Source organism: Rhizobium sp. WSM1274 (genome assembly GCF_025200775.1).
Classification (GTDB): domain Bacteria; phylum Pseudomonadota; class Alphaproteobacteria; order Rhizobiales; family Rhizobiaceae; genus Rhizobium; species Rhizobium leguminosarum_I.
Genome location: NZ_CP104138.1, coordinates 3,495,611 through 3,519,263, shown reverse-complemented (window position 1 = coordinate 3,519,263; position 23,653 = coordinate 3,495,611). Strand labels below are relative to the sequence as shown.

Annotated in this window: 20 protein-coding genes; 6 read left to right on the top strand and 14 right to left on the bottom strand. The window is 62.2% G+C overall.

Annotated elements, in window-relative coordinates; genetic code table 11:
• The 6 genes from N2600_RS17630 to N2600_RS17605 all read right to left on the bottom strand — a co-directional run bounded on the left by N2600_RS17630 (position 1) and on the right by N2600_RS17605 (position 6,062).
• Positions 1–1,074 carry an ABC transporter ATP-binding protein gene (locus N2600_RS17630; RefSeq protein ID WP_260296936.1) on the bottom strand — a complete coding sequence of 358 codons (1,074 nt, stop codon included), beginning with the start codon at positions 1,072–1,074 and terminating at the stop codon, positions 1–3.
• Positions 1,071–2,000 carry a PfkB family carbohydrate kinase gene (locus N2600_RS17625; protein WP_260296935.1) on the bottom strand — a complete coding sequence of 310 codons (930 nt, stop codon included), beginning with the start codon at positions 1,998–2,000 and terminating at the stop codon, positions 1,071–1,073. Before N2600_RS17625 ends, N2600_RS17630 begins: the two co-directional genes overlap by 4 nt.
• Positions 2,001–3,023 (bottom strand): SIS domain-containing protein, encoded by a 1,023-nt coding sequence (locus tag N2600_RS17620; RefSeq protein ID WP_260296934.1) that lies wholly within the window; start codon positions 3,021–3,023, stop codon positions 2,001–2,003.
• Entirely contained in the window at positions 3,020–3,865 is an 846-nt protein-coding gene (locus N2600_RS17615; protein ID WP_222386818.1) for a carbohydrate ABC transporter permease, read from the bottom strand. Before N2600_RS17615 ends, N2600_RS17620 begins: the two co-directional genes overlap by 4 nt.
• On the bottom strand, positions 3,865–4,749 hold the full coding sequence (locus N2600_RS17610; protein ID WP_260296933.1) for a carbohydrate ABC transporter permease: 885 nt from the start codon (positions 4,747–4,749) through the stop codon (positions 3,865–3,867). The genes N2600_RS17615 and N2600_RS17610 overlap by 1 nt, the downstream gene beginning before the upstream one ends.
• Positions 4,750–4,823: 74 nt before the next feature.
• Positions 4,824–6,062 (bottom strand): extracellular solute-binding protein, encoded by a 1,239-nt coding sequence (locus N2600_RS17605; protein WP_260296932.1) that lies wholly within the window; start codon positions 6,060–6,062, stop codon positions 4,824–4,826.
• A gap of 222 nt (positions 6,063–6,284) precedes the next feature.
• Here N2600_RS17605 and N2600_RS17600 point away from each other — a divergent pair, with 222 nt between their 5' ends.
• The 5 genes from N2600_RS17600 to N2600_RS17580 all read left to right on the top strand — a co-directional run bounded on the left by N2600_RS17600 (position 6,285) and on the right by N2600_RS17580 (position 12,357).
• Complete coding sequence (locus N2600_RS17600; protein ID WP_260296931.1) at positions 6,285–7,496, top strand: ROK family transcriptional regulator; 1,212 nt, start codon at positions 6,285–6,287, stop codon at positions 7,494–7,496.
• 356 nt (positions 7,497–7,852) lie between these two features.
• Positions 7,853–9,208 carry an extracellular solute-binding protein gene (locus N2600_RS17595; protein ID WP_260296930.1) on the top strand — a complete coding sequence of 452 codons (1,356 nt, stop codon included), beginning with the start codon at positions 7,853–7,855 and terminating at the stop codon, positions 9,206–9,208.
• Between the two features lie 217 nt (positions 9,209–9,425).
• On the top strand, positions 9,426–10,310 hold the full coding sequence (locus tag N2600_RS17590) for a carbohydrate ABC transporter permease (RefSeq protein WP_170281561.1): 885 nt from the start codon (positions 9,426–9,428) through the stop codon (positions 10,308–10,310).
• A 10-nt stretch (positions 10,311–10,320) separates the two neighbouring features.
• Positions 10,321–11,235 carry an ABC transporter permease subunit gene (locus N2600_RS17585; protein ID WP_170261648.1) on the top strand — a complete coding sequence of 305 codons (915 nt, stop codon included), beginning with the start codon at positions 10,321–10,323 and terminating at the stop codon, positions 11,233–11,235.
• Between the two features lie 12 nt (positions 11,236–11,247).
• Entirely contained in the window at positions 11,248–12,357 is a 1,110-nt protein-coding gene (locus N2600_RS17580) for a sn-glycerol-3-phosphate import ATP-binding protein UgpC (protein ID WP_170257931.1), read from the top strand.
• 68 nt (positions 12,358–12,425) lie between these two features.
• Here the strand turns inward: N2600_RS17580 and N2600_RS17575 are convergent, their stop codons facing one another.
• Positions 12,426–12,899: a cupin domain-containing protein gene (locus N2600_RS17575; RefSeq protein WP_017965889.1), complete on the bottom strand. Its 474-nt coding sequence runs from the start codon at positions 12,897–12,899 to the stop codon at positions 12,426–12,428.
• 131 nt (positions 12,900–13,030) lie between these two features.
• On the opposite strand from N2600_RS17575, the gene N2600_RS17570 reads away from it, so the two are divergent.
• Positions 13,031–13,573 carry a hypothetical protein gene (locus N2600_RS17570; RefSeq protein ID WP_170261649.1) on the top strand — a complete coding sequence of 181 codons (543 nt, stop codon included), beginning with the start codon at positions 13,031–13,033 and terminating at the stop codon, positions 13,571–13,573.
• 4 nt (positions 13,574–13,577) lie between these two features.
• On the opposite strand, the gene N2600_RS17565 is transcribed toward N2600_RS17570, so the two are convergent.
• The 7 genes from N2600_RS17565 to N2600_RS17535 all read right to left on the bottom strand — a co-directional run bounded on the left by N2600_RS17565 (position 13,578) and on the right by N2600_RS17535 (position 23,601).
• Positions 13,578–15,680 (bottom strand): beta-galactosidase, encoded by a 2,103-nt coding sequence (locus N2600_RS17565; RefSeq protein ID WP_260296929.1) that lies wholly within the window; start codon positions 15,678–15,680, stop codon positions 13,578–13,580.
• 106 nt (positions 15,681–15,786) lie between these two features.
• Complete coding sequence (locus tag N2600_RS17560; protein WP_170261651.1) at positions 15,787–16,662, bottom strand: 2-hydroxy-3-oxopropionate reductase; 876 nt, start codon at positions 16,660–16,662, stop codon at positions 15,787–15,789.
• 11 nt (positions 16,663–16,673) lie between these two features.
• Complete coding sequence (gene otnI / locus N2600_RS17555) at positions 16,674–17,453, bottom strand: 2-oxo-tetronate isomerase (protein ID WP_260296926.1); 780 nt, start codon at positions 17,451–17,453, stop codon at positions 16,674–16,676.
• A gap of 10 nt (positions 17,454–17,463) precedes the next feature.
• The gene (locus N2600_RS17550) at positions 17,464–19,191 is read right to left on the bottom strand and encodes an ABC transporter ATP-binding protein (protein ID WP_222386809.1); all 1,728 of its coding nucleotides are present in this window, start codon (positions 19,189–19,191) and stop codon (positions 17,464–17,466) included.
• Between the two features lie 10 nt (positions 19,192–19,201).
• Positions 19,202–20,392, bottom strand: a complete 1,191-nt coding sequence (locus N2600_RS17545; RefSeq protein ID WP_017961798.1) for an ABC transporter permease — start codon at positions 20,390–20,392, stop codon at positions 19,202–19,204.
• 10 nt (positions 20,393–20,402) lie between these two features.
• Positions 20,403–21,389, bottom strand: a complete 987-nt coding sequence (locus tag N2600_RS17540; protein ID WP_222386808.1) for an ABC transporter permease — start codon at positions 21,387–21,389, stop codon at positions 20,403–20,405.
• 103 nt (positions 21,390–21,492) lie between these two features.
• Positions 21,493–23,601, bottom strand: coding sequence for an alpha-amylase family protein (locus N2600_RS17535; RefSeq protein ID WP_260296925.1), 2,109 nt, complete (start codon positions 23,599–23,601; stop codon positions 21,493–21,495).
• Positions 23,602–23,653 lie beyond the last annotated feature (52 nt).

The window sequence follows — 23,653 nt, the reverse complement described above, 5'->3', positions numbered from 1 at the left end:
CTAACGGCCGCAGCTGAGGCCGGTTACCGGGTCGAAGAGATGCATCGCCTCCTCATCGAAGAAGAGAGTAATTTTGTCATTGTCGCGGATCGGCGTGCGTGGCGGCAGGCAGGCCATCAGGCGCTGATTTCCGGCAAGGGCGGTGACGACGAGTTCCGGGCCGGTCAGCTCTGCGACCTCAAGGGTTGCCTCGATCGATGGGCCGGTGCCGTCCGTGCGAAGCGCCTCGGGACGGATGCCGAGGATAAGCTCGCGGCCATTGCCGGCCGCTTCTCGGAAACGGGCGTGCAGGGGCAGGATCGCATCGGAGCCTGAAAGCGCCAGGCGACCGTCACGCGCCGTCACCTTCAGCAGGTTCATCGGCGGCGCGCCGACGAAGGTGGCGACATAGAGCGTCGCCGGATGGTTGTAGATCTCCTCCGGCGTGCCCAGCTGCTCGATGCGGCCGTCGCGCATGACGGCGATGCGGCTTGCAAGGGTCATTGCCTCGATCTGGTCATGGGTGACATAGACGACCGTGGTTTTCAGCATCTGATGCAGCCGCTTGATTTCGGTGCGCATCTCCATGCGCAGCTTGGCGTCGAGGTTGGAGAGAGGTTCGTCGAAAAGGAATACCTCCGGCTTGCGCACCAGCGCGCGGCCGATCGCGACGCGCTGGCGCTGGCCGCCGGAAAGCTGGCTCGGCTTGCGGTCGAGGAGGTTTTCGATTTGCAGGAGCTTTGCGGCATCGTGCACGGCCCTGTCGCGCTCCGGCGTCGGCACCTTGCGCATTTCCAGGCCGAAGCCGATGTTCCGGTGCACCGTCAGATTGGGATAGAGCGCGTAGGATTGAAAGACCATGGCAATATCGCGGTCCTTCGGATGTACGCTAAGCACCGAGCGGCCGCCGATCCTGACATCGCCACTCGTCGCCTCGGCAAGGCCGGCGATGATGTTCAGCAGCGTGGACTTGCCGCAGCCGGAGGAGCCGAGCAGCACCAAGAACTCGCCGCTTTCCAATGAGATGTCGATGCCTTTCAGCGTCTCGACGTCGCCGTAGGTCTTGCGGATGTTCTGAATTTCGAGCGCGCTCATCGCACGGGCTCCTCAGGAGATGACGGGCCGCCATAATTGCGGGGAAGGGTGGAGATGGCGCGCGAGGCGACTGCGGTTCCCGCCTCCAGGCAGGACATCAGCGGCTCATCGCTTGCGAGCGCGGCGAGGAAGGCGGCGTTGAAGACATCGCCGGCGCCGATCGTATCGACGACCTCGACAGCGGGTGCCGCCACCGAAACCAACAGGCCGTCCGGCCCGATCGCGAGAGCGCCGTCCGGGCCGCGCTTGACGACGATGATCGCGCCCTCCGGCATATGCGACCTGATGTGACGGGCCGCCTCGATCGGATCGGCGATGCCGGCAAGCGTCGTCGATTCGACCTCATTCAGCAGCGCGATACCGCTGCGGGAGAGCCAGGCACGTGTCGCCGCGCAATTCTCGTCTGTCCAGCCGTCAAGCGGCCAGCCGGTATCGAGCGCGACGGTGATGCTGTGGCTGTCGGCCCAGTCGAAGAAGGCGTCATAATCCGCTGTAAGGTCGTCGGTCAGGAACGAGCCGCAGAGTAGGGCGTAACCGCCGCTGAGGCGAGTGCCGTCGAGGGCCGCAAAGACGTCTGCCAGACTGAAGCGCGGCAGATGGCCCCTCGTCGTGAAGAAGGTGCGCTCGCCGTCCGGATGGGTAATGCCGACGGAGAGCGTCGTTTTCTCAGGACGGACCTGCCACTTGTCGGAACGATGGCCGAAGGCTTCGCTCAGCCAGCGACCGAACTGGTCGCTGCCGATATTGGCGGCGATCCCGAATTCGACGCCAAGCGCTTGCCAGGCGAGGGCGCTGTTGCCGGCGGCTCCGCCGACCCGCAACTCGTCATGATCGACGATGATTTCCGTCCCGGCCTTCGGCCAGGGGGCGGCCGGTCCAAGGATCAGGTCGATGTTGACGTTGCCGATGACTGCAAGCGGCCGCATTCATTCGCTCCGGGTGATCTTCGTGGAGCGGACCGGTGTTCCGGCATTCTCCACGCGGGCATCGGCAAAGGCGATCATCAGCCGCTGGGCGACCGGCAGCATGGCGAAGATCGCGGCAAGACCGGTTGCAGGCGCAAAGCGGATCGTTACCGCGCCGGCCACCGGCGCTTCGCCCGAGGCGTCGAACAGGATGACCGGGGCACCGGTCTCGACGGCGGATGTCGCCATTGCGGTGACCAGGCCGGCCGTTTCGTCCATGCCGCGGAAGAGCACGACACCGATGTCCGATCCCAGCATCTCCATCGGTCCGTGGCGCAACTGGCCGCCTTCGAGCGAAAAGCAGGGACGGCGTGACAGCTCGGTCAATCCGAGCGCCAGCGCCTCGGCGACACCCTGCAGCCGGCGTCCCGACGTGACGATCGTCACGACGTTTTCGAGTGCCGAGAGGGCGGCGGTGATGTCATGGTCTTCCGGCGCCTTGAGGGCGGCAAGTGCGGCGTCGGGATTTTCGCCGAGGCCGGCGAGGATGGCCAGATGCAGGGCGAAGGTTACCGTCAGGCTGCGGGTGGCGGCGAAGGCTAGCTCGGTGCCGCCGCTGCCGACCAGCGACGGGGCGGTTCTTGCGAGGAAGGAACCGCCTTCGAGTGTCAGGCCGAAGGTCTCTTCCGTGCCGCCGGTCTCGTCGAACCAGCGCAGGACTTCGGCGCTTTCGCCGGATTGCGAGGTGACGAAGATCGTCCTGCCGGCGATCGGCAGCGGCTGGCCAAGCTGCTCGGACAGTGGCAGGGCGATGGCATCGATGCCGTAGGCCCGGTAGAGCGGCTCGACGGCGCGGTTGACGGCATGCGAGCCGCCCATGCCGATGAGCAGCAGCCTGCCGGTCTTTTTCAGCGAGACGGCGGCCCTTGCCGCCATCGGCTGGGCGGCTTCATAGGAGGCGATCGCATCGGCATGCTGGCGCGCCATTTCGCGATCGATCGCGGCAAGTCCGGCCGGCCGGGTTCTTTCTGCTGTCATGTTCATCCCTTGACGCCGCCGCTGGTGAGCCCCGAAATCAGGGCGCGTTGCATGACAAGACCGATCAGCACCGGGGGCAGGGCGGCGAGCACGCCTGCCGTCGCAATCAGTCCGTAATCGGAAACGCGGCCGCCGGCGAGATCGGCAATGGCGACAGTCAGCGTCTTGGCGCGCTGGTCCGAGGTGAAGAGCAGCGCATAGAAGAATTCATCCCAGGCAAGCAGGAAAGCAAAGAGGCTTGACGTCGCGACCACAGGGGCTGCCAGCGGCAGCGTGATGATGCGCAGCGTCTGGAACAGGCCGGCACCATCGATCATCGCGGCGGATTCGATCTCGCGCGGGATGGAATCGAAACCCGATTTCATCAGCCAAGTGGTGAAAGGCGCCAGAATGGTGAGATAGACGAGAGCGAGGCCGAAGACGTTGTTCAGCAATCCGAGATGGGACAGGCCCATATAGAGCGGCACGGCGAGCGCCACCGGCGGCAACATATAGGTGGCGATCACCATCGACAGCGACCATCCCACCGAAGGCGTGCGCGACACAGCCCAGCCGGCCGGAATGGCGAGTGCGATGGCGGCGATCGTCGCCATGCCCGCCACTTCGATGCTGTTTCGCAGCGACGAGGTGAAGGCGGCGCCGGCGCTGTTTTCGAGCGTCGAGAGCAGCACGCCGTAGCGAGAGAAATCCGCCGTCTGCGGCCACCAGCGCAGCGGCTTTGCCGCAAGGTCGGCGGCCGGCGAGATGCTCATAATGAACAACCATAGGATCGGCGCCAGGATAACGGCGGCGAGCAGCAATGCGCAGAGGTGAATGAAGGTGGAAAAGAGCGGGCTCTGGCGTTCCATCAGGCCACACTCCCCGCCGCCCTGCGCACCAGAGCGGCGTAGCCGGCAGCAAGCAGCGTCACCAGCAGCGTGACGATCAATGCCAGCGAGGCGCCGGAGCCTGCCCGCTGGAAGGAGAAGGCTTCCTGATAGACGAGGATCGACAGCGTGCGCGTGCTGTTGGCCGGGCCGCCGCGGGTCATGACCCAGATGATGTCGAACACTTTGAAGGCCTCGATCGTGCGCAGCACCAGGGCCACCATCAAGGGGCCGGCAAGATAGGGCAGAACGACGAAGCGGAAGCGGGCGAAAGCGCCGGCGCCGTCGACGAGCGAGGCGGCAGTGATGTCGCGCGGCACGGCCTGGAGTGCGGCCAGCGCGATCAGCGCCACCAGGGGGAAATTCTTCCAACAGTCGGCGACGATGAGGGCTGCCAGCGCTGTGCCCGGTTCGCCGAGCCAGGAGCGGTAGGCCTCCAGCAGGCCAAGTTGGGTCAGCGCGGCGTTCAGAGCGCCGTATTCCGGATTGTAGATCAGCCGCCAGAGCGTGGCGTTGACGACGGTTGGCAGCGCCCAGGGTGGGATCATCAGCGCACGAAGTGCGGTGCGGCCACGAAACTGCTGGTTCAGCAGCAAGGCTGCCAGAACGCCGATTACCATTTCGGCGGCGACCGAAACGATCGCGAACCATGCGGTGGTGATGAGCGTGCGCTGGAAATTCGAGCCGGAGATCATGTTCGCGTAGTTGTCGATGCCGACGAAGTTCCCTTCCGTGCCGACGAGCTTGGCATCGGTGAAGGAGAGGCCGACGGTATCGATCAGAGGCCAGCCAATGACTGATATCATGACCACGAGAAGCGGCAGCATCAAAAGCCACGCGCGGGTTGTCAGCCAAGTGCCCGACATCAAGGCGACCCTTCTTCATTACAGGTTTTGGAGACCGGGCGACGGCCGGCGCCGCCCGGGTTTTCATGGCTTGATCAGAGGCCGCTATTATCTGCGGCCGACTTCAGCGCGTCCTCTGGAGAGGACTGGCCGAGCAGCGATTCCTGGATCGCCTGCTGCAGCGCGGTCGAGAGCTCCTGATATTTCGGCGTCGTCGGACGCGGATACATCGCGGCCAGGCCGATCTTGGCGGCGGAGATCAGCTCTTCCTGGCCCTTGGTGACGGCTGGGTCCTCATAGGAGGACGCCCAGATCGGCAGGCTGAGCTTGGCATAGGCATTCTGCGTCGCCTGCGACGTCATGAAGGTGATGTATTTCCAGGCTTCATCCGGATGCTTGCTGGCCGAGGTGATGCCAAGGCCCATCGAGCCGTTGACGGCTGAAGCCTCGCTCTTGCCGGCAACACCGGGCGCCGGCACGACGCCGACCTTGCCTGCGACCTTGCTGTCCTTCGGATCGTTGGCCATGTTGTACATGTAGGTCCAGTTCAGCGCGAAGGCGGCATCGCCGTTTTCGAAGACCTTGCGGACGTCCTCTTCCAGGAATTCCTTGGAATTCGGATTGGTGAGGCCGGAGGAATAGCTGGAGACCATGTACTTCAGGGCGTCGAGGCCGCCGCCGGTCTGGAAGGCCGGCTTGCCGTCCTTAAGGAAATCGCCGCCATAGGCGCTGACGAGCGTGGTGTAGTCGCAGATCGCGGCTTCGGCCTGCGACCAGCTCCAGGCGATCGGCATGGCAAGCAAGCCCTTGTCCTTGATCGTCTTTGCCTGTTCGGTCAGTTCGTCCCAGGTCTTGGGCGGGGTCTTGATGCCGGCCTTTTCGAGGATTTCCTTGTTGTAGAACAGGTATTTGGTGTCGAGGATCCACGGCATGCCGTAATATTTGCTATCATATTGCACAGTGGTCCAGGCACCCGGCAGCACGCCTTTCTTCATCTCGTCGGTGACGCGAGAGGAGACGTCGACCAGCACCTTGTTGGTGGCGTATTCGGCCGGCCAGATGACGTCGAAGAGGACGACGTCATAACCACCGCCGGAACCCTGCGCCAGCACCGTCTTGTCGTGCAGGCCTTCATAGGGAACGAATTCGAGATTTACCTTGATATCGGGGTTCGCCTTGGCGAAGGCGTCGGTCATGGCGCGTACATCGGCCTCGCTATAGGCGGCCTGCGCCATGAAGAGCGCGTTCAGCGTCGTTTCGGCGAAAGCATGCGGCGCAAGGGATGCGCCGGTCAAGGCCGCACCCAGAAGCGTCTTGTTAAAGGATTTCAGCATTGCAGCCTCCAGTTTTTGACATTTACGCATTGCCGAGGGCGGTCCTCCGCCATCGGTGTTCGAGAAGGCACGCGCGAAAACGTGCCGGTTCGTCGTCTCGGAGCGTCGTCGGAGGCCTTGCCGGCCTCCTGCGTTCCCTGGAACTCTTCGGTCCCTTAATAAGTCAAGTGTCTTGACTTATTACTTCTTCAACATTCTATTGGAGTCAAGAGGGAATTGCACATGAATGACAGCCGCCCGATCCGGGCCAAGAGCGGGACCAATCACGAAGGCACCAGTGCGCATAACCGGCGCGTGATGATCGATGCCCTCAGGATCAACGGTGCGCTTTCACGCGCCGATCTGGCGCGGGCGACGCGGCTGACCAAGCAGACGGTGTCGAATATCATCGAGGAACTTGAGCGCGACGGTCTCGTCAGTTCGCAGGAGGCGGTGAGGAGGGGCAGAGGCCAGCCGTCGACACCCTACGGCCTGGTGCCCGAGGGCGCCTTTGCGATCGGCCTGCAGATCGACCGGCATGTGACGCGGGCGGTCGCGGTCGATCTCGTCGGCAGCGTTCTCGTGCGTGAAGAGGCCGGCCTCCCACCTGGAGGTCCGTCGAACGGGACGAAGGTCATCCTCGACCTCGTCGCCGGCATAAGGTCAAAGCTTGCCGGGATCGTCCAGCAGTCGGAAAAGCGGCTGGTTGGTCTCGGCGCCGCCATGCCCGGGCCTTTCGGGGTTGCTGGCAGCGGCGATGATCCTTGGATGATGGAGGCCTGGCAGAAATTTCCGTTGTTGGAAACGCTGACCGCCGGCACCGGGCTCGATGTCGGCCTGCAAAACGATGCGGCGGCGGCGGCGACTGCCGAACGCATGGTGGGAGCTGCCCATGGCCTCGACCACGCCGTCTGCCTCTTTGTCGGCTATGGCATCGGCGCCGGCCTCATTCTGAACAGCGAACTCTACCGCGGCACCAACGGCAATGCCGGCGAGATCGGCATGGCGCTGCTGTTTGCCGACGGCAAATCGACGCCGCTCGAACATCGCGCCTCGCTCGCCTCGCTCTATCAGCATCTATCGGTCGATCCCGCCGATCCTCATCTGCACGCACGTATCAACGATCTTTCCTTAAGAGGCGATCAAAGCATCCACACCTGGGTCGAAGCAGCGGCAGTGGACCTGCGCTGGAGCATCCATCTCATCGAGACGCTGTTCGATCCGCAGACGGTGATCCTCTGCGGCAGCGCGCCGGAAGCGCTGGTGAACAGGTTGATTGCGGCAATCGGCCCGTTGCTGCCGTCGATCGCCGAACGTCGCGGCCGGACGCTGCCGCGCCTGCAGCCCGGCATGGCTGATCCCTGGTCGGTGGCGCTTGGCGCTGCCGCCGGACCGATCAGCCGTGCATTCGATCCGCGTTTTGCGGCGATCCTGAAGGATTCCCTTCAATCCTGAGGCCTAAATCCTGAGGTTGCACACCAGTGCAAAGGCGAAAATGCCAGCGTTTTTGCAAGTTTCGTTGCGGCGGAGTAGCCGAATAAAGGCACTCTTTCAGTATAAATAAATATTAAATATCCCCTAAAATTCCATTGTTTTGAATATAGCTGTCATTTATTGGCAATATGCTGAAGCAAGCTTTGAAATTTCTCTAAATATTTCCCTAGGATTTGCGAATAATGGTTGTATGAAGGTTTTATGACAACTGTATTTAGATAATTTCATGTCATGTAATATTCATTGGCCGCGGCAATTTGAACCGGCTAATAGGGCGTGCGCTGAAAGTGCGCGTCCCTTTTACGTTCGAGGTTCTCATGCAAGCCAAGCTTCTCGGCGCCGTTGGCGCCCTTCTCGCTACAGCGTTTCTTGCTGGTCCCGCTGCCGCCGCCGATAAGACCAAGATTGACTTCTGGTTCGGCAATTCCGGTGACATCGCAAAGCGTGTCCAGGAGCAGTGCGATCGCTTCAACCAGTCGCAGGCCGACTACGAAGTCGTCTGCACCAGCCAGGGCAGCTACGACGCGTCCCTGCAGAACACCATTGCTGCGTTCCGCGCCGGCAAGCAGCCGACCATCGCCCAGGTCTCCGACGCCGGCACCCTCGACATCATGCTCTCCGGCGCCTACTACCCGGCCAACAAGCTGATGACCGACATGGGCTATACCGTCGACTGGAAGGACTACTTCTCCGGTATCTCCGGCTACTACGCGACATCGAAGGGCGAGATGTACTCCTTCCCCTTCAACTCCTCGACCGCTCTTCTCTACTGGAACAAGGACGCCTTCGCCAAGATCGGCAAGGATCATGCTCCGGCGACCTGGAAGGAAGCAGGCGAGGACCTCAAGGCTCTGAAGGATGCAGGCTATGCTTGCCCGCTCGGCTTTGACATCTCCAACAACGAAGTCTGGCAGTACATCGAGCAGTTCGAAGCGGTCAACGGCGAAGCGATCGCCACGAAGAAGAACGGTTTTGAAGGTCTCGACGCCGAGCTGGTGTTCAACAAGAACCCGCTTCTCGTCAGCTACATCAAGGACCTCAAGTCCTGGTACGACAACAAGCTTGCCGTCATCAAGAACAAGGCTGTCGGCCAGACCTTCGTCGAAGCCTTTGCCGCTGGCGATTGCCAGGTCATCCTGACCTCGGTCGGCGACCACGGCAATGTCGGCCGCACCGCCAAACAGGGCATGAACTGGGGCGTTGCCATGCTCCCGACCTACGGCGACGCAACCCGCCACAGCTCTTTCGTCGGCGGCGCTTCGCTCTGGGTTCTGAAGGGTCACTCGGACGCCGAATATAAGGCTGCCGCGGCATTCTTCAACTTCATCGCAAAGCCGGAAGAAGCTCTTACCTGGTCGACCGTTACCGGTTACATCCCGGTTCGTAACTCCGGCTTCGAATATCTGAAGAAGCAGGGCTTCTACGACAAGGCTCCTTATGCCGGCCGCGAACTCGCCATTCAGAGCCTGACCGCCTCGCCGGCTGGTGACGCGGCTCCACACGGCATCCGCCTCGGTGGCCTGCTGCAGGTCCGCACCGAAATCGCCAATGGTCTGCAGGCAATCTTCGTCAACAATGCCGATGTCCAGGCTTCGCTCGATAGCGCTGCCGAACGCGGCAACACGCTGCTGCGTCGCTTCCAGCAGACCTACAAGAACGTTCAGCTCCCCTGATCGTTTGATATGAGCCGCACCCGGCCCGCATTTCGCGCGCCGGGTGCGTACTCGGCCGCGGATGCGAACTCGCCGCCCGCGCCTAAAGCGCGCCGCAATCTTTCAGATTCGCTCCTCGCGCTTTAGACCTTTATTTTGACGCATGTCGTTACCGCAAAACCGCTGCACAGTTTTGCGCGACATGTTTTAAATCGAACCAGGACGAAAACGACCACTCATGGAAAAGCGCGTCACTTTCTCCTCAACGACGATCGGGCTGCTCTTCGCATTTCCGATGCTGTTGCTGATCTTCGTCTTCTTCTATTGGCCAAGCGCGCAGGCGCTCTATTGGGCGTTCACGCTCGAGCAGCCATGGGGCGGCGGTAATGCCTGGGTCGGTTTCGACAATTTCAAACAGCTGCTCACCGATCCGATCTATTGGGACTCGATCGCCCGCAGCATGATCTTCGGCTTCAGCTCGACGGCCATTGCCATGGGGCTGGCGCTGATCCTGGCGCTTTTGACGGATCGTGAATTGCGCGGCCACAAAGTCTACCGGTCAGTCTTTATCTGGCCTTACGCCATTGCCGCTCCCGCTCTCGGCCTCGCCTTCCGCTTCATCCTGGCGCCGGAGGCCGGCCTTCTGTCGGTCATCAACCACGTCTGGCCCGGCCTCTGGAACCCCGCGCTTGACGGCAAGGATGCGATGATCGCCGTCATCGTCGCCTTCTCCTGGAAATATATCGGCTACAACTTCATCTTCTTCCTCTCGGCGCTGCAAGGCATTCCGCGCTCGCTGATCGAGGCCGCCGCGATGGATGGTTCGGGGCCGATGCGCCGGATCTGGGATATCCAGCTGCCCCTGCTGACGCCGACGCTGTTCTTCCTGCTCGTCATCAACATCACCGAGAGCTTCCAGGATTCCTTCGGTATCGTTGACGTGATGACGCAGGGTGGCCCGGCGCGCGCCACCGAGCTCATGGTCTATAAGATCTATTTCGACGGCTTCAGAGGTCTCGACTATTCGGGCGCCGCAGCGCAGTCCATCATCCTGATGGTGCTCGTTGTTCTTCTCACCATCTTCCAGTTCCGCTTCATCGAGCGGCGCGTGCACTACAAGTGAGGTCGCGGACATGATCGAACGCACGCCGATATTCAACTTCATCTGCTATACGCTTCTCGCGCTCGGCATGGTGATCGCGCTTCTGCCTTTCGCCATCGTCATCATCGCCTCGACGCTTGATCTGGAGACGGTCAATCGCGTGCCGCTGCCGCTGATGCCGGGCTCGCATTTCTGGGAAAACGCTGAGACCGCCTGGGTTCGCGCCGATCTCGGCAACAAGCTGTTCCACAGCATCATCTTCGCCGCAACCGTCGGCGCCGGCAAGGTCATGCTGTCTTCCATGGCAGCCTTCTCGATCGTCTACTTCCGCTTCCGCGGCCGGTATGTGATTTTCTGGATCATCTTCATCACGCTGATGCTGCCGCTGGAAGTCCGCATCGTGCCGACCTATTCGATTGCGGCCAACGCGCTGCAGCCTTTCCAGACGATCCTCGACGTCACCGGCATAAGCTGGCTCGTTGCGCAGATCACCGGCTTCCAGATCAAGCTCGAATGGGGCCTGCTTAATTCCTATCCCGGTCTCGTTCTGCCGCTGGTCGCAACCGCGACCGGCACCTTCCTCTACCGGCAGTTCTACCTGACGGTTCCCGACGAGTTGGCCGAGGCTTCGAAGATGGACGGATCGGGCCCGGTCCGGTTCTTCTGGGACATTCTGCTGCCGCTTTCGCGGCCAAATATGATCGCGCTCTTCACGATCATGTTCGTCTGGGCCTGGAACCAGTATCTCTGGCCGCTGCTGATCACCACCGATCCGAAATTCGGTATCGCTGTGACGCAGCTCAAGACCCTCATCCCGTCCGAATTCGGCCTGCCCGACTGGAACGTGGCCATGGCCGGAACCCTGATCATCATGTCGCCGCCATTGATCCTCGTCATTCTGATGCAGCGCTGGTTCGTACGCGGCCTTATCTCCACCGAGAAGTGAAGGAGTATTCCCTTGGCACCGATCTCCATTCGTGGCGTGAAGAAAAACTACGGCAAGACCCCCGTCGTTCACGGCGTCGATCTCGACATCCAGTCGGGCGAGTTCATCGTCATCCTCGGCCCGTCCGGCTGCGGCAAGTCCACGCTGCTGCGCATGATCGCCGGCCTCGAGGAAATCACCGGCGGTGAAATCGCCATTGACGGCCGCGTCGTCAACCAGCTGGAGCCGCGCGAGCGCGGCTGCGCCATGGTGTTCCAGAACTATGCGCTTTATCCGCATATGAGCGTTGCCGAGAATATCGGCTACGCATTGAAGGTGGCCGGTGTCTCGAAGGCGGAGCGTCAGCGGCGCATCGGCGAGGTCGCCAAGGCGCTCAGCCTCGAACCCTTCCTCGGACGCCGGCCCGCCGCTCTTTCCGGCGGCCAGCGCCAGCGCGTCGCCATGGGGCGGGCGATGATCCGCGAACCGAAGGTATTCCTCTTCGACGAGCCGTTGTCGAACCTCGACGCCAAGCTGCGTATCGCCATGCGCGCCGAAATCCGCCGCCTGCACCGCCGCCTTGGCGCCACGTCGATCTTCGTCACGCATGACCAGACCGAGGCGATGACGCTGGCCGACCGGCTGGTGGTGATGAATGGCGGCAGGGTGGAGCAGGTTGGCACGCCGGAAGAGGTCTATCATCATCCGGTCTCGCGCTTCGTCGCGGGTTTCGTCGGCACGCCGGCGATGAACCTGCTCGAGGGCACGATCAATGACGATGGCGTCTTCGTCTACGATCAAAGCCGCAAGGTCGTGCTGCCGCGCGAGCGCGCCGCACCGCTGAAAGGCAAACGCGTCGTGCTCGGCATGCGCGCCGAGGCCGCCCGGCTGGTCGCCCCGGATGCTCCCGGCGCCCTGATCGCTACCGCCGATTTCATCGAGGAGCTCGGCGCAAGCCGCGTCGTCCACGCCGATTTCGACGGGCTGCCCTTTGCCGTGGCGCTGACTGAGGCCGTGAAGGTGAAGTCGGGCGATCCGATCGGCATCGCGATCGATTACAACCAGATCCACCTCTATGCCGCCGATACCGGACGGATTATCGAGAACCCTGTTATGAACGGCGCAGACGCCGTCAACGCTTGAAGGCGTCTGCGATGATTCTTGCAGAGCGTTTGGCGGCGTAAGGGTCTGCGCACATTGCGGAAATTACTCTAACGGTGGATCGGATCGATCCACGCAACGTCTTCCGGCTTTTCGACCGGTTCGATGTCGAGGTTAACGACGACCGGTTCCTGGCCTGAGCGGACGAGAACGCATTCCAGCGTCTCGTCGCGGCTGGCGTTGATCTCCTGATGCGGCACATAGGGCGGAACGTAGATGAAGTCGCCGGGGCCGGCCTCGGCGGTATATTCCAGATGCTCGCCCCAGCGCATGCGGGCCTTGCCCTTGACCACGTAGATGATGCTTTCGAGATCGCCATGGTGATGAGCGCCGGTCTTGGCGTTGGCATGGATCGTCACCGTGCCGGCCCAGATTTTCTCGGCCCCGGCGCGCGCGTTGTTGATCGCAGTCGCGCGGTTCATGCCCGGCGTCTGCGCGGTGTTCGGATCGAGCGAATTGCCGGGAATGACCTTGACGCCATGTTCACGCCAATCGACATGATGCTGCTCGTGGTCGTCGCTCATGCCTTGCCTCCAGCTTCGATTTGGTCAGTCTAGGCGTGAGGCAGGCAGCGGCCAAGCAGATTTGCCGCTGTACAGCCCACAATATCTCGGCGCCGCGATAGCTTCTGCGCACAAACGAAAGAACGGACCCGATGAGCCACCTCCCGCAAATCGACTACGACACCGCTTCGGAAGAGGTTCGTGCGGCGCATGACGAGGAAGTCAGGCGGCGCGGCCGGATGACCAATATGAAGCGTACGCTGCTGCATTCGCCGGCCGCCCACCGCATTTATGCCGAATGGTTCACGCTGCGCGCCGAACTCGATCCCGCGATCAACGACCGGGCGATCTGGATATTCTCGCATGCGATCTCGAAGGCAGCCAGATCGAAGATCGCTATCACCTTCTTCCGCCGGGCGCTGATGAACAAGGGTTTCGATCCCGACGCGCTGGAGCTTTCCGACGAGGAAGCGCTGCTCGACGCTTTCGGCAAGGCGATCGTCGCCGATTCCAACGCCGTTCCCGTCGAACACTGGGCAAAGCTGAAACAGCGCTATGAGACCAAGGTGCTCGTCGACCTCGTCGCTTTCGCCGGCATCATGCTGGCCACCGCCGTCTTCAACAATGTCGTCGAGGTTGATTTCGATCCCGAGCTTGAAGGCTTTGCCGAAGGCGCCAGTTCATCCGCATCCTGAAATTTCAGCTATTGAGCGGCAGGATCAGCACGTCGCGCGGCGGCACCTCGATGCCACTATTGCCGATATGGCCGATCGGCCAGACGGCCTGACTTTGGGCAAGCGTCCCTTGGGCGAGCGTTACCTCAGTCTTCTGCGCCGTTCGCGTCGGATTGACTAGCCAGAGGAAGCTGCCCTTTTCTCCCTCGTGGATACGGGCGAAGAGTGCGGCATTCGACAGCGTCAAATGGCGCTTCGTCCCGCTCCATCTCAATAGCTCAGCGAAGAAAGCGCCGTTCGCCTTCCCCTGCGTGCGGTAATAGGCCACGGAAGGATTGGTGCCGATCAGCAGCGTGCGGCCTTTGCCATAGGTGTTTTCGACGACGGCAAGGCGGCCGTCGGTGAAATGGCCGCGCCCGGTTCCGCCCGCCAGCCGGTAGGATTGCAGGAAACCGCCGCCGTCCACGGTGGCGCCATCGAGATCGAAATGGATGCGGTCGCCGATATCGGGCATGAATTCGACTTCCTCCTCGCGTGCGCCGAAGACCTCGTCGAGGCCCATGTTCGGCTGCACGGTGCCGACATGGCCGTGATCGCCGAAATAGCCGGGGCATGCTTCGGCAATAAGCGTGCCGCCGTTTTCGACCCAGGCTTTCAGGCGGTTCGCCTGTTCTGATGTGAACATGATCGGATAGGGGAAATAGAGGAAATCATAGGCCGCGATATCGTCGATATGCACCCAGTCCGGCTGCACGCCATTTTCGAGGAAGGCGCGATAGGCGCCCCACATGGCCTCGGGATAGGGTTTCTCCTTGCGGTCATGGTTCAGGAGGTAATCAAACTCTTGCGTTTCGCGAACGACAAGGATGCCGACCTCGCCGCGAACGGGCTTTGCCTCCCAGAGGGGAGCCTGCGCCCGGTCGTTTGCCCATTTCGCCATGGCGCTTGCCATATCGGAGCGCGGCGTGCGCGAGCCGTCCATGCCGTAGGAGCCGAACGCGCCGAAGAGCGGACCGTCGAGCAGTGGGCGCCAGCGCAGATTGATCACGCCGCGAGCGCCGCCGGCAAGCGAGGTCATGCTCCAGAGACGGATATCCTCGGGCTCGGCGACGCGGCCATCCTCCTTGTCGCGGCCGATCACCTGCGGCTGCAGCCAGAGCGGCCCGCCCTGGCGCTCGGCATGCCAGAAGGGCTTGCCGCGGGCGGCGGCGCGGTTGATATCGACGCCATACCAGTTCTTCCAGGCTTCCGAGCCCTTGCGCGCCTGGATCCAGGTGAAGCCGTAAACCTCGACTTTGGAGGCGGCGAGCCAGTCGTCGCAGCCGTTGGCCGCCATGTTGGGAATTGCGCCGGATATGCCGTGAGCAGCGATGGTATTCTTCTGGTCGACGGCGCGGATCGTATCGATGCGCCACTGCATCTGGTCGTAGAAATTGTCGCGCTTGAACTGCAGCCAGTCGATGCATTCGGGATAGGGCGCCATGTGCACCGGCGGCTCGATATCCTCCCATTCGGCATAGCTGTAGCGGTACCAGGCTTTCGCCAGGACCTTCAGGCTGCCGTACTTCTTCTCCAGCCATTTGCGAAAGGCTGATTTGGCAAAGCGGCTGTAATCGACATCGGCGGAATAGTTGCACTCGTTCCAGACGTCATAGCCATAGATCGCCGGATGATCCTTGTAGCGGGTGGCAAGCGCGGTCAGGAACTTGCCAGCGGCTTCCTTCACTTCGGCGCAGTTCAGCGTCAGGGCGCCGGCGCCGCCGCCATTGTTGGAGAAGCCACCGGTTGCCGACGAGACGCCCATATAGGAACCGAGTTTGGTGCCGTCGGCATTGACCTGCAAAGCATGCGCATATTTGCGCACTGCCCAGTCCGGCACGGCATGAATCAACTCGGCGATAACGGTCTTGATGCCGTTTGCGGCGGCAAGATCCATCTGGCGGTCATATTCCTCCCAATCGTAGACGCCGGGGGCGGTTTCGATCGCGCTCCACATGAACCAGTGGCGGAAGATGTTGAGGCCGTCCTGCCCGGCGGTGGCGTAGTCGCGTTCCCAATCTTCGCGGGGCGGGTTGGACTTGCGGAAATAGACGGCGCCGTAGGGCAGCTGGATATCTTTGTTGAGCATTTCCTGTCCTTCTCTATCGATGACCGGACATGGCTTCGCCGTCCGGAAGAGGGCTCCGGCGGAAGACAATCGAAGATGTCATCCGGCAATTCTAAAAAGCGTTGATCTAGCGCGGTCCTCCGGCGAGGAGTTCCAGGGTGCGGATGAGAGCGGAGTGGTCGCGTTCGCCGTCGCCATTGGCGATCGCGGCATTCATCAGCTGCTGCGTGGCGGCCGTGTTCGGCAGCGACAGATCGAGTGCGCGGGCGGCATCGACGGCAAGCGTCATGTCCTTGCGGTGCAGGCGGATGCGGAAGCCGGGCTCGAAGGTCTCCTTGACCATGCGCTCGCCATGCACTTCAAGGATGCGCGAAGCGGCAAAGCCGCCCATCAGTGCGGAGCGCACCTTGGCCGGGTCAGCACCGGCCCTCCTGGCAAAAAGCAGCGCTTCGCCAACAGCCTCGATCGTCAGGCCGACGATGATCTGGTTGGCGACCTTCGCCGTCTGGCCGTCGCCGCTGCCGCCGACATGGGTGATGTTCTTGCCCATCTTTTCGAAAAGCGACCTGGCGCGTTCGAAAGCTTGCTCCTTGCCGCCGACCATGATCGTCAGCGAGGCGGCCTTGGCGCCGACTTCACCGCCGGAAACCGGGGCATCGAGATAATCGCAGCCGAGCGCCTCGATGCGTTTGGCGAAAGTCTTGGTGGCGACCGGTGAGATCGAGCTCATGTCGATAACCAGCTTGCCCTGGGAAAGGCCGGCGGCGACGCCGTCTTCGCCGAACAGAACCGCCTCGACATCTGGTGTATCCGGCAGCATCAGGATGACGATGTCGGAAGCGTGCGCCACCGCCTCGGCGCTTGCGGCGGCTTTGCCGCCCTTGTCGACAAGATGCTGCGAGATTTCCTTCACGCGGCTCAGATGCAGCGTATGGCCGGCGTCGATCAGGTGTTCCGCCATCGGGCGGCCCATGACGCCCAGTCCGATAAATCCGATGTTCATGCTGTCCTCGCTCACTTCAGATAGGGTTTCATCCAGCCGAGGCCTTCGCTGGTGCCGGATTTCGGCTTATACTCGCAGCCCACCCAGCCTTCGTAGCCGAGGCGGTCGAGTTCGGAGAGGATGAAGCCGTAATTGATCTCGCCGGTCCCGGGTTCGCCCCGGCCGGGATTGTCGGCGATCTGCACATGGGCGATCTTCTCCTTCAGCCTGACGAAGGTGGGGATCAGATCGCCCTGCATGATCTGCATGTGGTAGAAATCATACTGGATATAGAGGTTGTCGGAACCGACCCTGTCGAGGATGCGCTCGGCGTCAGCGGTGGTCGACAGGAAGAAACCGGGAATATCGCGTAGGTTGATCGGCTCGATCAGCAGCCTGACGTCGGCATCGGCGCAACGCTTTGCAGCATATTTCAGATTGTCGACCAGCACCGTTTCCAGTGTTTGAAGGTCCGCACCCCTAGGCACCAGCCCGGAAATGACATTCACCTGTCGGCAATCGAGCGCTGCGGCATAATCGAGGGCCTGCGCGACCCCATTGCGGAACTCGTCTACGCGCTTCGGTAAGCAGGCGATGCCGCGCTCGCCGCCGGCCCAGTCGCCGGATGGTACATTGAAGAGCGCCTGTTTCAGGCCGCTCGCCTTCAGCGCCTCGGCGACCTTCTCCTTGGGCTCGGCATAGGGGCCGAGATATTCGAGGGCGCCGAAGCCGTCCTTTGCGGCTGCCGTGAAGCGGTCGAGAAAGGGCAGGTCCTGGTAGAGGAAGGAAAGGTTGGCGGAAAATTTCGGCACGGGATCGTCCTTAGATATTGGCGGGCGCGACGAAACGATGCCGGTGCAGCATGCGCTTATCGCGGGGGTCGGGATTGGGAATGGCGGAGATGAGGCTCTTGGTATAGGCCTCCTCGGGAGCGGTGCAGATCTGTTCGGCCTCGCCAAGTTCGACGATTTTGCCGCGATGCATGACGGCGACGCGATCGCAGAAATAACGCACCACCGAAATATCGTGCGAAATGAAGATGAAGCTCAGGTTCAGCCGCTGGCGGATATCGAGCAGCAGGTCGAGGATCTGGCTGCGGATCGAGACATCGAGGGCCGACGTCGCCTCGTCGGCGATGATGATGCGCGGGTCGAGCGCAAGGGCGCGGGCGATGCCGATGCGCTGGCGCTGGCCGCCGGAAAAGGCATGGGGGTAACGCTCCATGCCCATCGGATCGAGGCCGACCAGGCGCATCAGCTCGGCGACGCGGTCCTCCAGCGCCTTGCGCTTGGCCAGCCCGTTGACAACAAGCGGATCACCGATCACCTCCTTGACGGTCATGCGCGGATTGAGCGAGGCGAAGGGGTCCTGGAAGACCAGGCGGACTTCGCGGTGGAAGGTGCGGAGTTCGCGCTTCGTCAGCTTGGTGACGTCGATCTCGCCACCGTCCCTGCCGCGATAGCTGATGCTGCCCGATGTCGGCTCGACGGTGCGCAGGATCAGCCGGCCGAGCGTCGTCTTGCCGGAGCCGCTTTCACCGACGATGCCGAGGTTTTCGCCGGGATAGAGATCGAAGCTGGCATCGTCGACTGCGCGCAGCGTGTTGGCCTTGCCGTGCCAGCCATAGATCTTGCCGAGGTTGCGGACGGACAGGATCGGCTGCGGCGCCTGCGGCGACAGTGCCACGGCGGGCAGCCGCCCTTCGACATGGTGGGTCAGCTTGACCGTCGAGGCCAGCAGCTGGCGGGTATAGGGATGCTTGGCGGCATGGTAAATCGCATCCACCGGGCCGTGCTCGACGATGCGGCCGAAGCGCATGACGGCGACATCATCGGCCACTTCGGCGACGATCCCCATGTCATGGGTGATGAGCAGCATGGCCATGCCGCGTTCGACCTGCAACCGCTTGATAAGGTCGAGGATTTCGGCCTGCGTGGTGACGTCGAGTGCCGTCGTCGGCTCGTCGGCGATGAGAATGTCGGGATTGCCGGCAAGCGCCATGGCGATCATGGCGCGCTGGCGCATTCCGCCGGAGAACTCGAAGGTGTAGCGGTCGGCCATCTTGTCCGGGTTCGGAATTTCGACCTGGCGCAGCAGTTCGATGGTCCTTTCGCGGGCTGCATGCTGATCAAGATTGCTGTGCAGGCGCACGGCCTCGATGATCTGCGAACCGATGGTATGGACCGGTGACAGCGAGCTCATCGGCTCCTGGAAGATCAGGCCGATGCGGCGGCCGCGGATGGCGCGCATCGCCCGATCCGACGGTTTCAGCGCGGCGATGTCGGTGATGCCGTTACCCCCGGTGACTTCGTCGCCGTTATTGAGCAGGATGCGGCCGGAAACGATGCTGCCGGGGCTGTCGACGATCTGCAGCAGCGAGCGGGCGGTGACGCTTTTACCGGATCCGCTCTCGCCGACGAGACAGAGCGTCTCACCGCGCTTCAGCTCGAAGCTGACATTTTCGACGGCGTGCAGGATGTGGGTGCGCAGCCGGAAATCGATCGAGAGGTTTTCGATGGAGAGAACGACGTCGTCTGAAAGATCGGTCATGGTTTCCTCCTCAATTGTCGTAGGGGTCGGCGGCATCGCGCAGGCCGTCGCCGAAGAAATTGAAGGACAGGACGGCGACGACGACCGCGAGCGACGGCCAGATCAGGAGCCACGGCGCGGTGGCGACGGTGCGGATGTTCTGGGCGTCCTGCAGCAGCACGCCCCAGCTGACGACCGGCGGCTTGAGACCGATGCCGAGGAAGGAAAGCGAGGTCTCGGCGACGATCATGGTCGGCACGGCCAGTGTCACGACCGCAAGGATGTGGCTCGTCAGCGACGGCAGGATGTGGCGGAAGATCAGCCGTGCTTCGCTCGATCCGTCGAGCCGGGCGGCGACGACGAAATCCTCGCTGCGCAGCGCCAGGAACCGGCCGCGCACCTCCCGCGCCAGGCTGGTCCAGCCGAGCAGCGAGACAATGATCGTGATGACGAAATAGACATTGACCGGCGACCATGTCAGCGGGATCGCCGCCGCCAGGCCGAGCCATAGCGGGATGGTCGGCATGGCGCTGACGACCTCGATGACGCGCTGGATCAGCGTATCGACCCAGCCGCCGTAGAAGCCGGAGATGGATCCGAGCACGACGCCCAGGATCAGCGACATGGCGACGCCGACGAGGCCGATCGACATGGATACGCGTGTGCCGTAGACGAGGCGCGAGAAGACGTCGCGGCCGAGCCGGTCGGCACCGAGCAGATACATCGGGTCGTTCTGGTTGAGGGGGCCGATCAGGTGGCGGTTCATCGGGATCAGGCCCCAGAGATCGTAGGCCGCGCCTTTGACGAAGAAGCCGATCGGGACGACCTTGGTGTCGTCGACGACGAAGGTGCGGCGCAGCGCCACCTTGTCGATCTCGACCTTGTAGCCCTTCACATGGAAATTGAACTCCGAGCTGCCGTCCGGTTTTTCGACGAAGAAGCTGAAGCCCTGCGGCGGGGCATAGGTATATTGCGGCCGCGAGGTCATCGGCAAAGCCGGCGCCAGGAATTCGGCGAAGAGGCCAACCAGATAGAGGAAGAGGATGATGGCGCCGGCCACCATCGCCACCTTCTGGCGGATCAGTTTGCCGGCGACCAGCCGCCAGGGGCCGATCGCGGCGGTCGAGACGGTCTTGCCCTGTTTCAGCGGGCTGATCGACGGGCCATCGGCAACAGTGTGAAGCGGACCAGCGTGGTTTCCGAAGGTTTCGTGCGTGCTCATCGCATTCCCCTCAATTGAACCGGATGCGCGGATCGAGCAGCGCCAGCAACAGATCCGACAGCAGCATGCCGACGAGGGTCAGCGCGCTCAAAAGCAGGATGAAACTGCCGGCGAGGTACATGTCCTGCGAGATCAGTGCGCGGAAAAGCAGCGGCCCGGCGGTCGGCAGGTTCAGCACGATGGCGGTGATCGTCACGCCGGAGACGAGATGCGGCAGCACCCAGCCGATCGCCGAGACGAAGGGATTGAGCGCGATTCTGACCGGATATTTCAAGATGACCTTGTATTCCGGCAGTCCCTTGGCGCGGGCGGTGACGACATAGGGCTTGTGCAGTTCGTCGGTCAGGTTGGCGCGCAGGATGCGGATCATTGCTGCCGTTCCCGATGCGCCGATGATGATGATCGGGATCCAGAGATGGGCGAGGAAATCACCAACCTTGGCGAGGCTCCAGGGCGCCTCGGCATATTCCGGCGAAATCAGCCCGCCGACGCTCTGGCCGAGATATCTATAGGCGATGTACATCAGCGTCAGCGCCAGGATGAAGTTCGGCACAGCAAGGCCGATGAAGCCGAGGAAGGTGAAGACATGGTCGCCAACGGAGTGGCGGCGGACAGCGGAATAGATGCCGATCGGCAAAGCGACGATCCAGACGAAGAGCAGGCTCAGGAGCGAGATCACCAGCGTCGAGCCCATGCGAGCCCAGATCAGCCCGGAGACGGGCTGGCCCCACTCGAAGGAGTAGCCGAAGTCGCCGCGGCTGACGATGCCCCAGATCCATTTCAGATATTGGACATAGAAGGGGTCGTCGAAGCCGTAGATTTCCTTCAGCCGCTCGATCTGCGCGGGATCGACGGTCTGGCCGCTGTCGCTCATGGTGGCGATCATCGACGTCAGATAGTCACCTGGTGGCAACTGGATGATCAGGAACGAGATCAGCGACATGCCGAACAGGGTCGGGATCATGTAGAGCACGCGCTTGAAGATATAGCCAAGCATCGAAACGTTTCTCCTCCGGTCGGGAACGCCGTGACGCGCTTCCCCGGATCTTTACCCACCTTCGGCCCTCCAGGCCGAAAGCGCTCCTTCGTCGCGTGTCATCTCATTTCCAGGTAAGATGCAGGACCTCCAGCCGATCGATACCAGGCACCTCCACCTGCGCGCGGCCATTCCCGAAGCTGAAGTTTGCGGCGCGGTCGGCAACGACGAGCCAAGCCTTTGCCAGCGATCGGCCCTCCGGAATCTCCACCGAAACGGTCTGCGCTGCCAGAGGGTAATTGTCGCGGATCGGGCCTTTCATCATCATCGGGTTGGTGAGGTTGAAGAGGCTGACTGCCAGGCCCCCATCGTTTTCGCGCAGCGCCAGATCGACGACCCCCTTGCCCTTGACGGTGACGCGCGGCGTCTTGCCGAGTGCCCAATGAACGGCGTTGGCGATGAGCCGCGCATGATCGACGGCAAAGACCTCCCAGAAGATCTCGCCGATATTCCAGGGGATATAGACTGTGCGGCCACCCTTGCCGGTCTCGCGGGCGATGACGGCAGCACCTTTCGGCTCTTCACGCGGATAGACCTCTTCCATCGGCAGATCGGGAAAGTCGGGGATGTAGAGGAAGGGTGTCTTCGCATCGACCGACGGTTCGGCGTGGATCAGGCGGGTGCCGCCCATGATCCGCTCGGCGCCGTCGAAACCCCGATTGATCGGGTGATCGCCAGAAAGGGCGACATAGGTGTTCTTGACGATGCCGCGCGGGCCGGAGACGTATCTGGCGCCGAGGACGTCGGCAAGGCCGAATTCGGGGCGCTTCTTGCCGAATTCGTCGCGCAGCGATGTCTCATAGGAGGCAATGACGCTGCCGCCGCGAGCGACATAGGCACGGATTGCGGCGTTTTGGGCATCCGAAAGGCAGGAGGCGTTGGCGAGAATGATTAGCTTGAAGCGGTCGAGGCTCTCTTCGGTCAGCACCTGGTCCGAGAGCAACTCGAAGGGCAGGCGGGCTTCGACGAGGGCATGATAGAGACCGAGATCGTGTTTTTCGGCGGAATGCCGCTCTTCCGGCGCCCAATGGCGCAGCGTCGTCGAGGGATCGACGACAGCGATTTCGGCGGTCGGCTTCATGCTTTCCAGCACGGGCTCGACGGCTGCCTGCAGGCCGAAGGCGTCGGCCACCGGCTCGACCCAGCGTTTGTCGGGCACGACACCGTTGAACTTGGTGAACCAGGCGCAGAGGCCGTGGGCAGTGCCGTCATTGATCCAGAGCTGCATCTCCTCACCCGAGGTGACGGCATCCTTCCAGCGATATTCCTCCTCCGGGCCGATCGAGGTGATCAGCACGACCGGGCGGTCGGGGAAGGTGGCGCGGATGCGCTTGCCGTTGCGACCTGCCGACCAGCCGAGCTCAAGGCCCTTTCGGCCCTGATGGTCGACGACGAGGAAGGGGCAGTGCCTGGCGATGACCGAGAGATCGAATTCCATCAGCGAAGCGCCACCCATGTTCGGAATGAAGCTCGCATGCGGGCGGATCGCTTTGACGGCATCGTCCCATTGCGCGATCATGTCGGTGAGCACGCGGCGGCGCCATTGCACCCAGGCCTGCCAGGCCGGATCCTCGGCATCGGGCTTCTTCGGCAGAGCATGGCCGGACATGTCCTTGAAGCGGCGGGTGCTGTCTTCGCTATAATCGACGCCGTGGCCCTGCCAGCGATTGGCGAAGACCGCATCGATATCGTATTTGCGGACGATCTCCTTGACCACCTCAGGCATGAAGAGGCTGTTGTAGTCGCCATAGGCATTGGTGACCCAGACATCGGGATAGGCCCAGTGGCGGCGCGGGGTTCCGTCGGCATTGATCATCACCCATTCCGGATGGGCTTTGGCGGCATCGTCATGGATCGCATGCGGATCGACGCGGGCCATGACATGCATGTCGAGCTTGCGGGCGGCATCGACGAGCGCGCCGAAGATATCCTTGTCGCCGAGATATTTGCTGACATAGTGGTAGGGCACGTCGCTGGGATAATAGGCGATGTAACCGCCGGCGCTGAGGCAGACCGCGTTCGACTTCGTACGCTTGAACACGTCGATCCAGAAGGCCGGATCGTATTTCTCCGGGTCGTCTTCCACGAAAGTCAGCTGGGTCCAGCGGGTCGCGGTCTTGAACCAGTCCGGCGTCCTCAGCGTGTGGGTGTTCCGTTTCCTGGCATCGAGCATCGTCTTTATCCAATCATTGGCAAAAGAAAAACCTCGGCGCCAACCGGAAGGG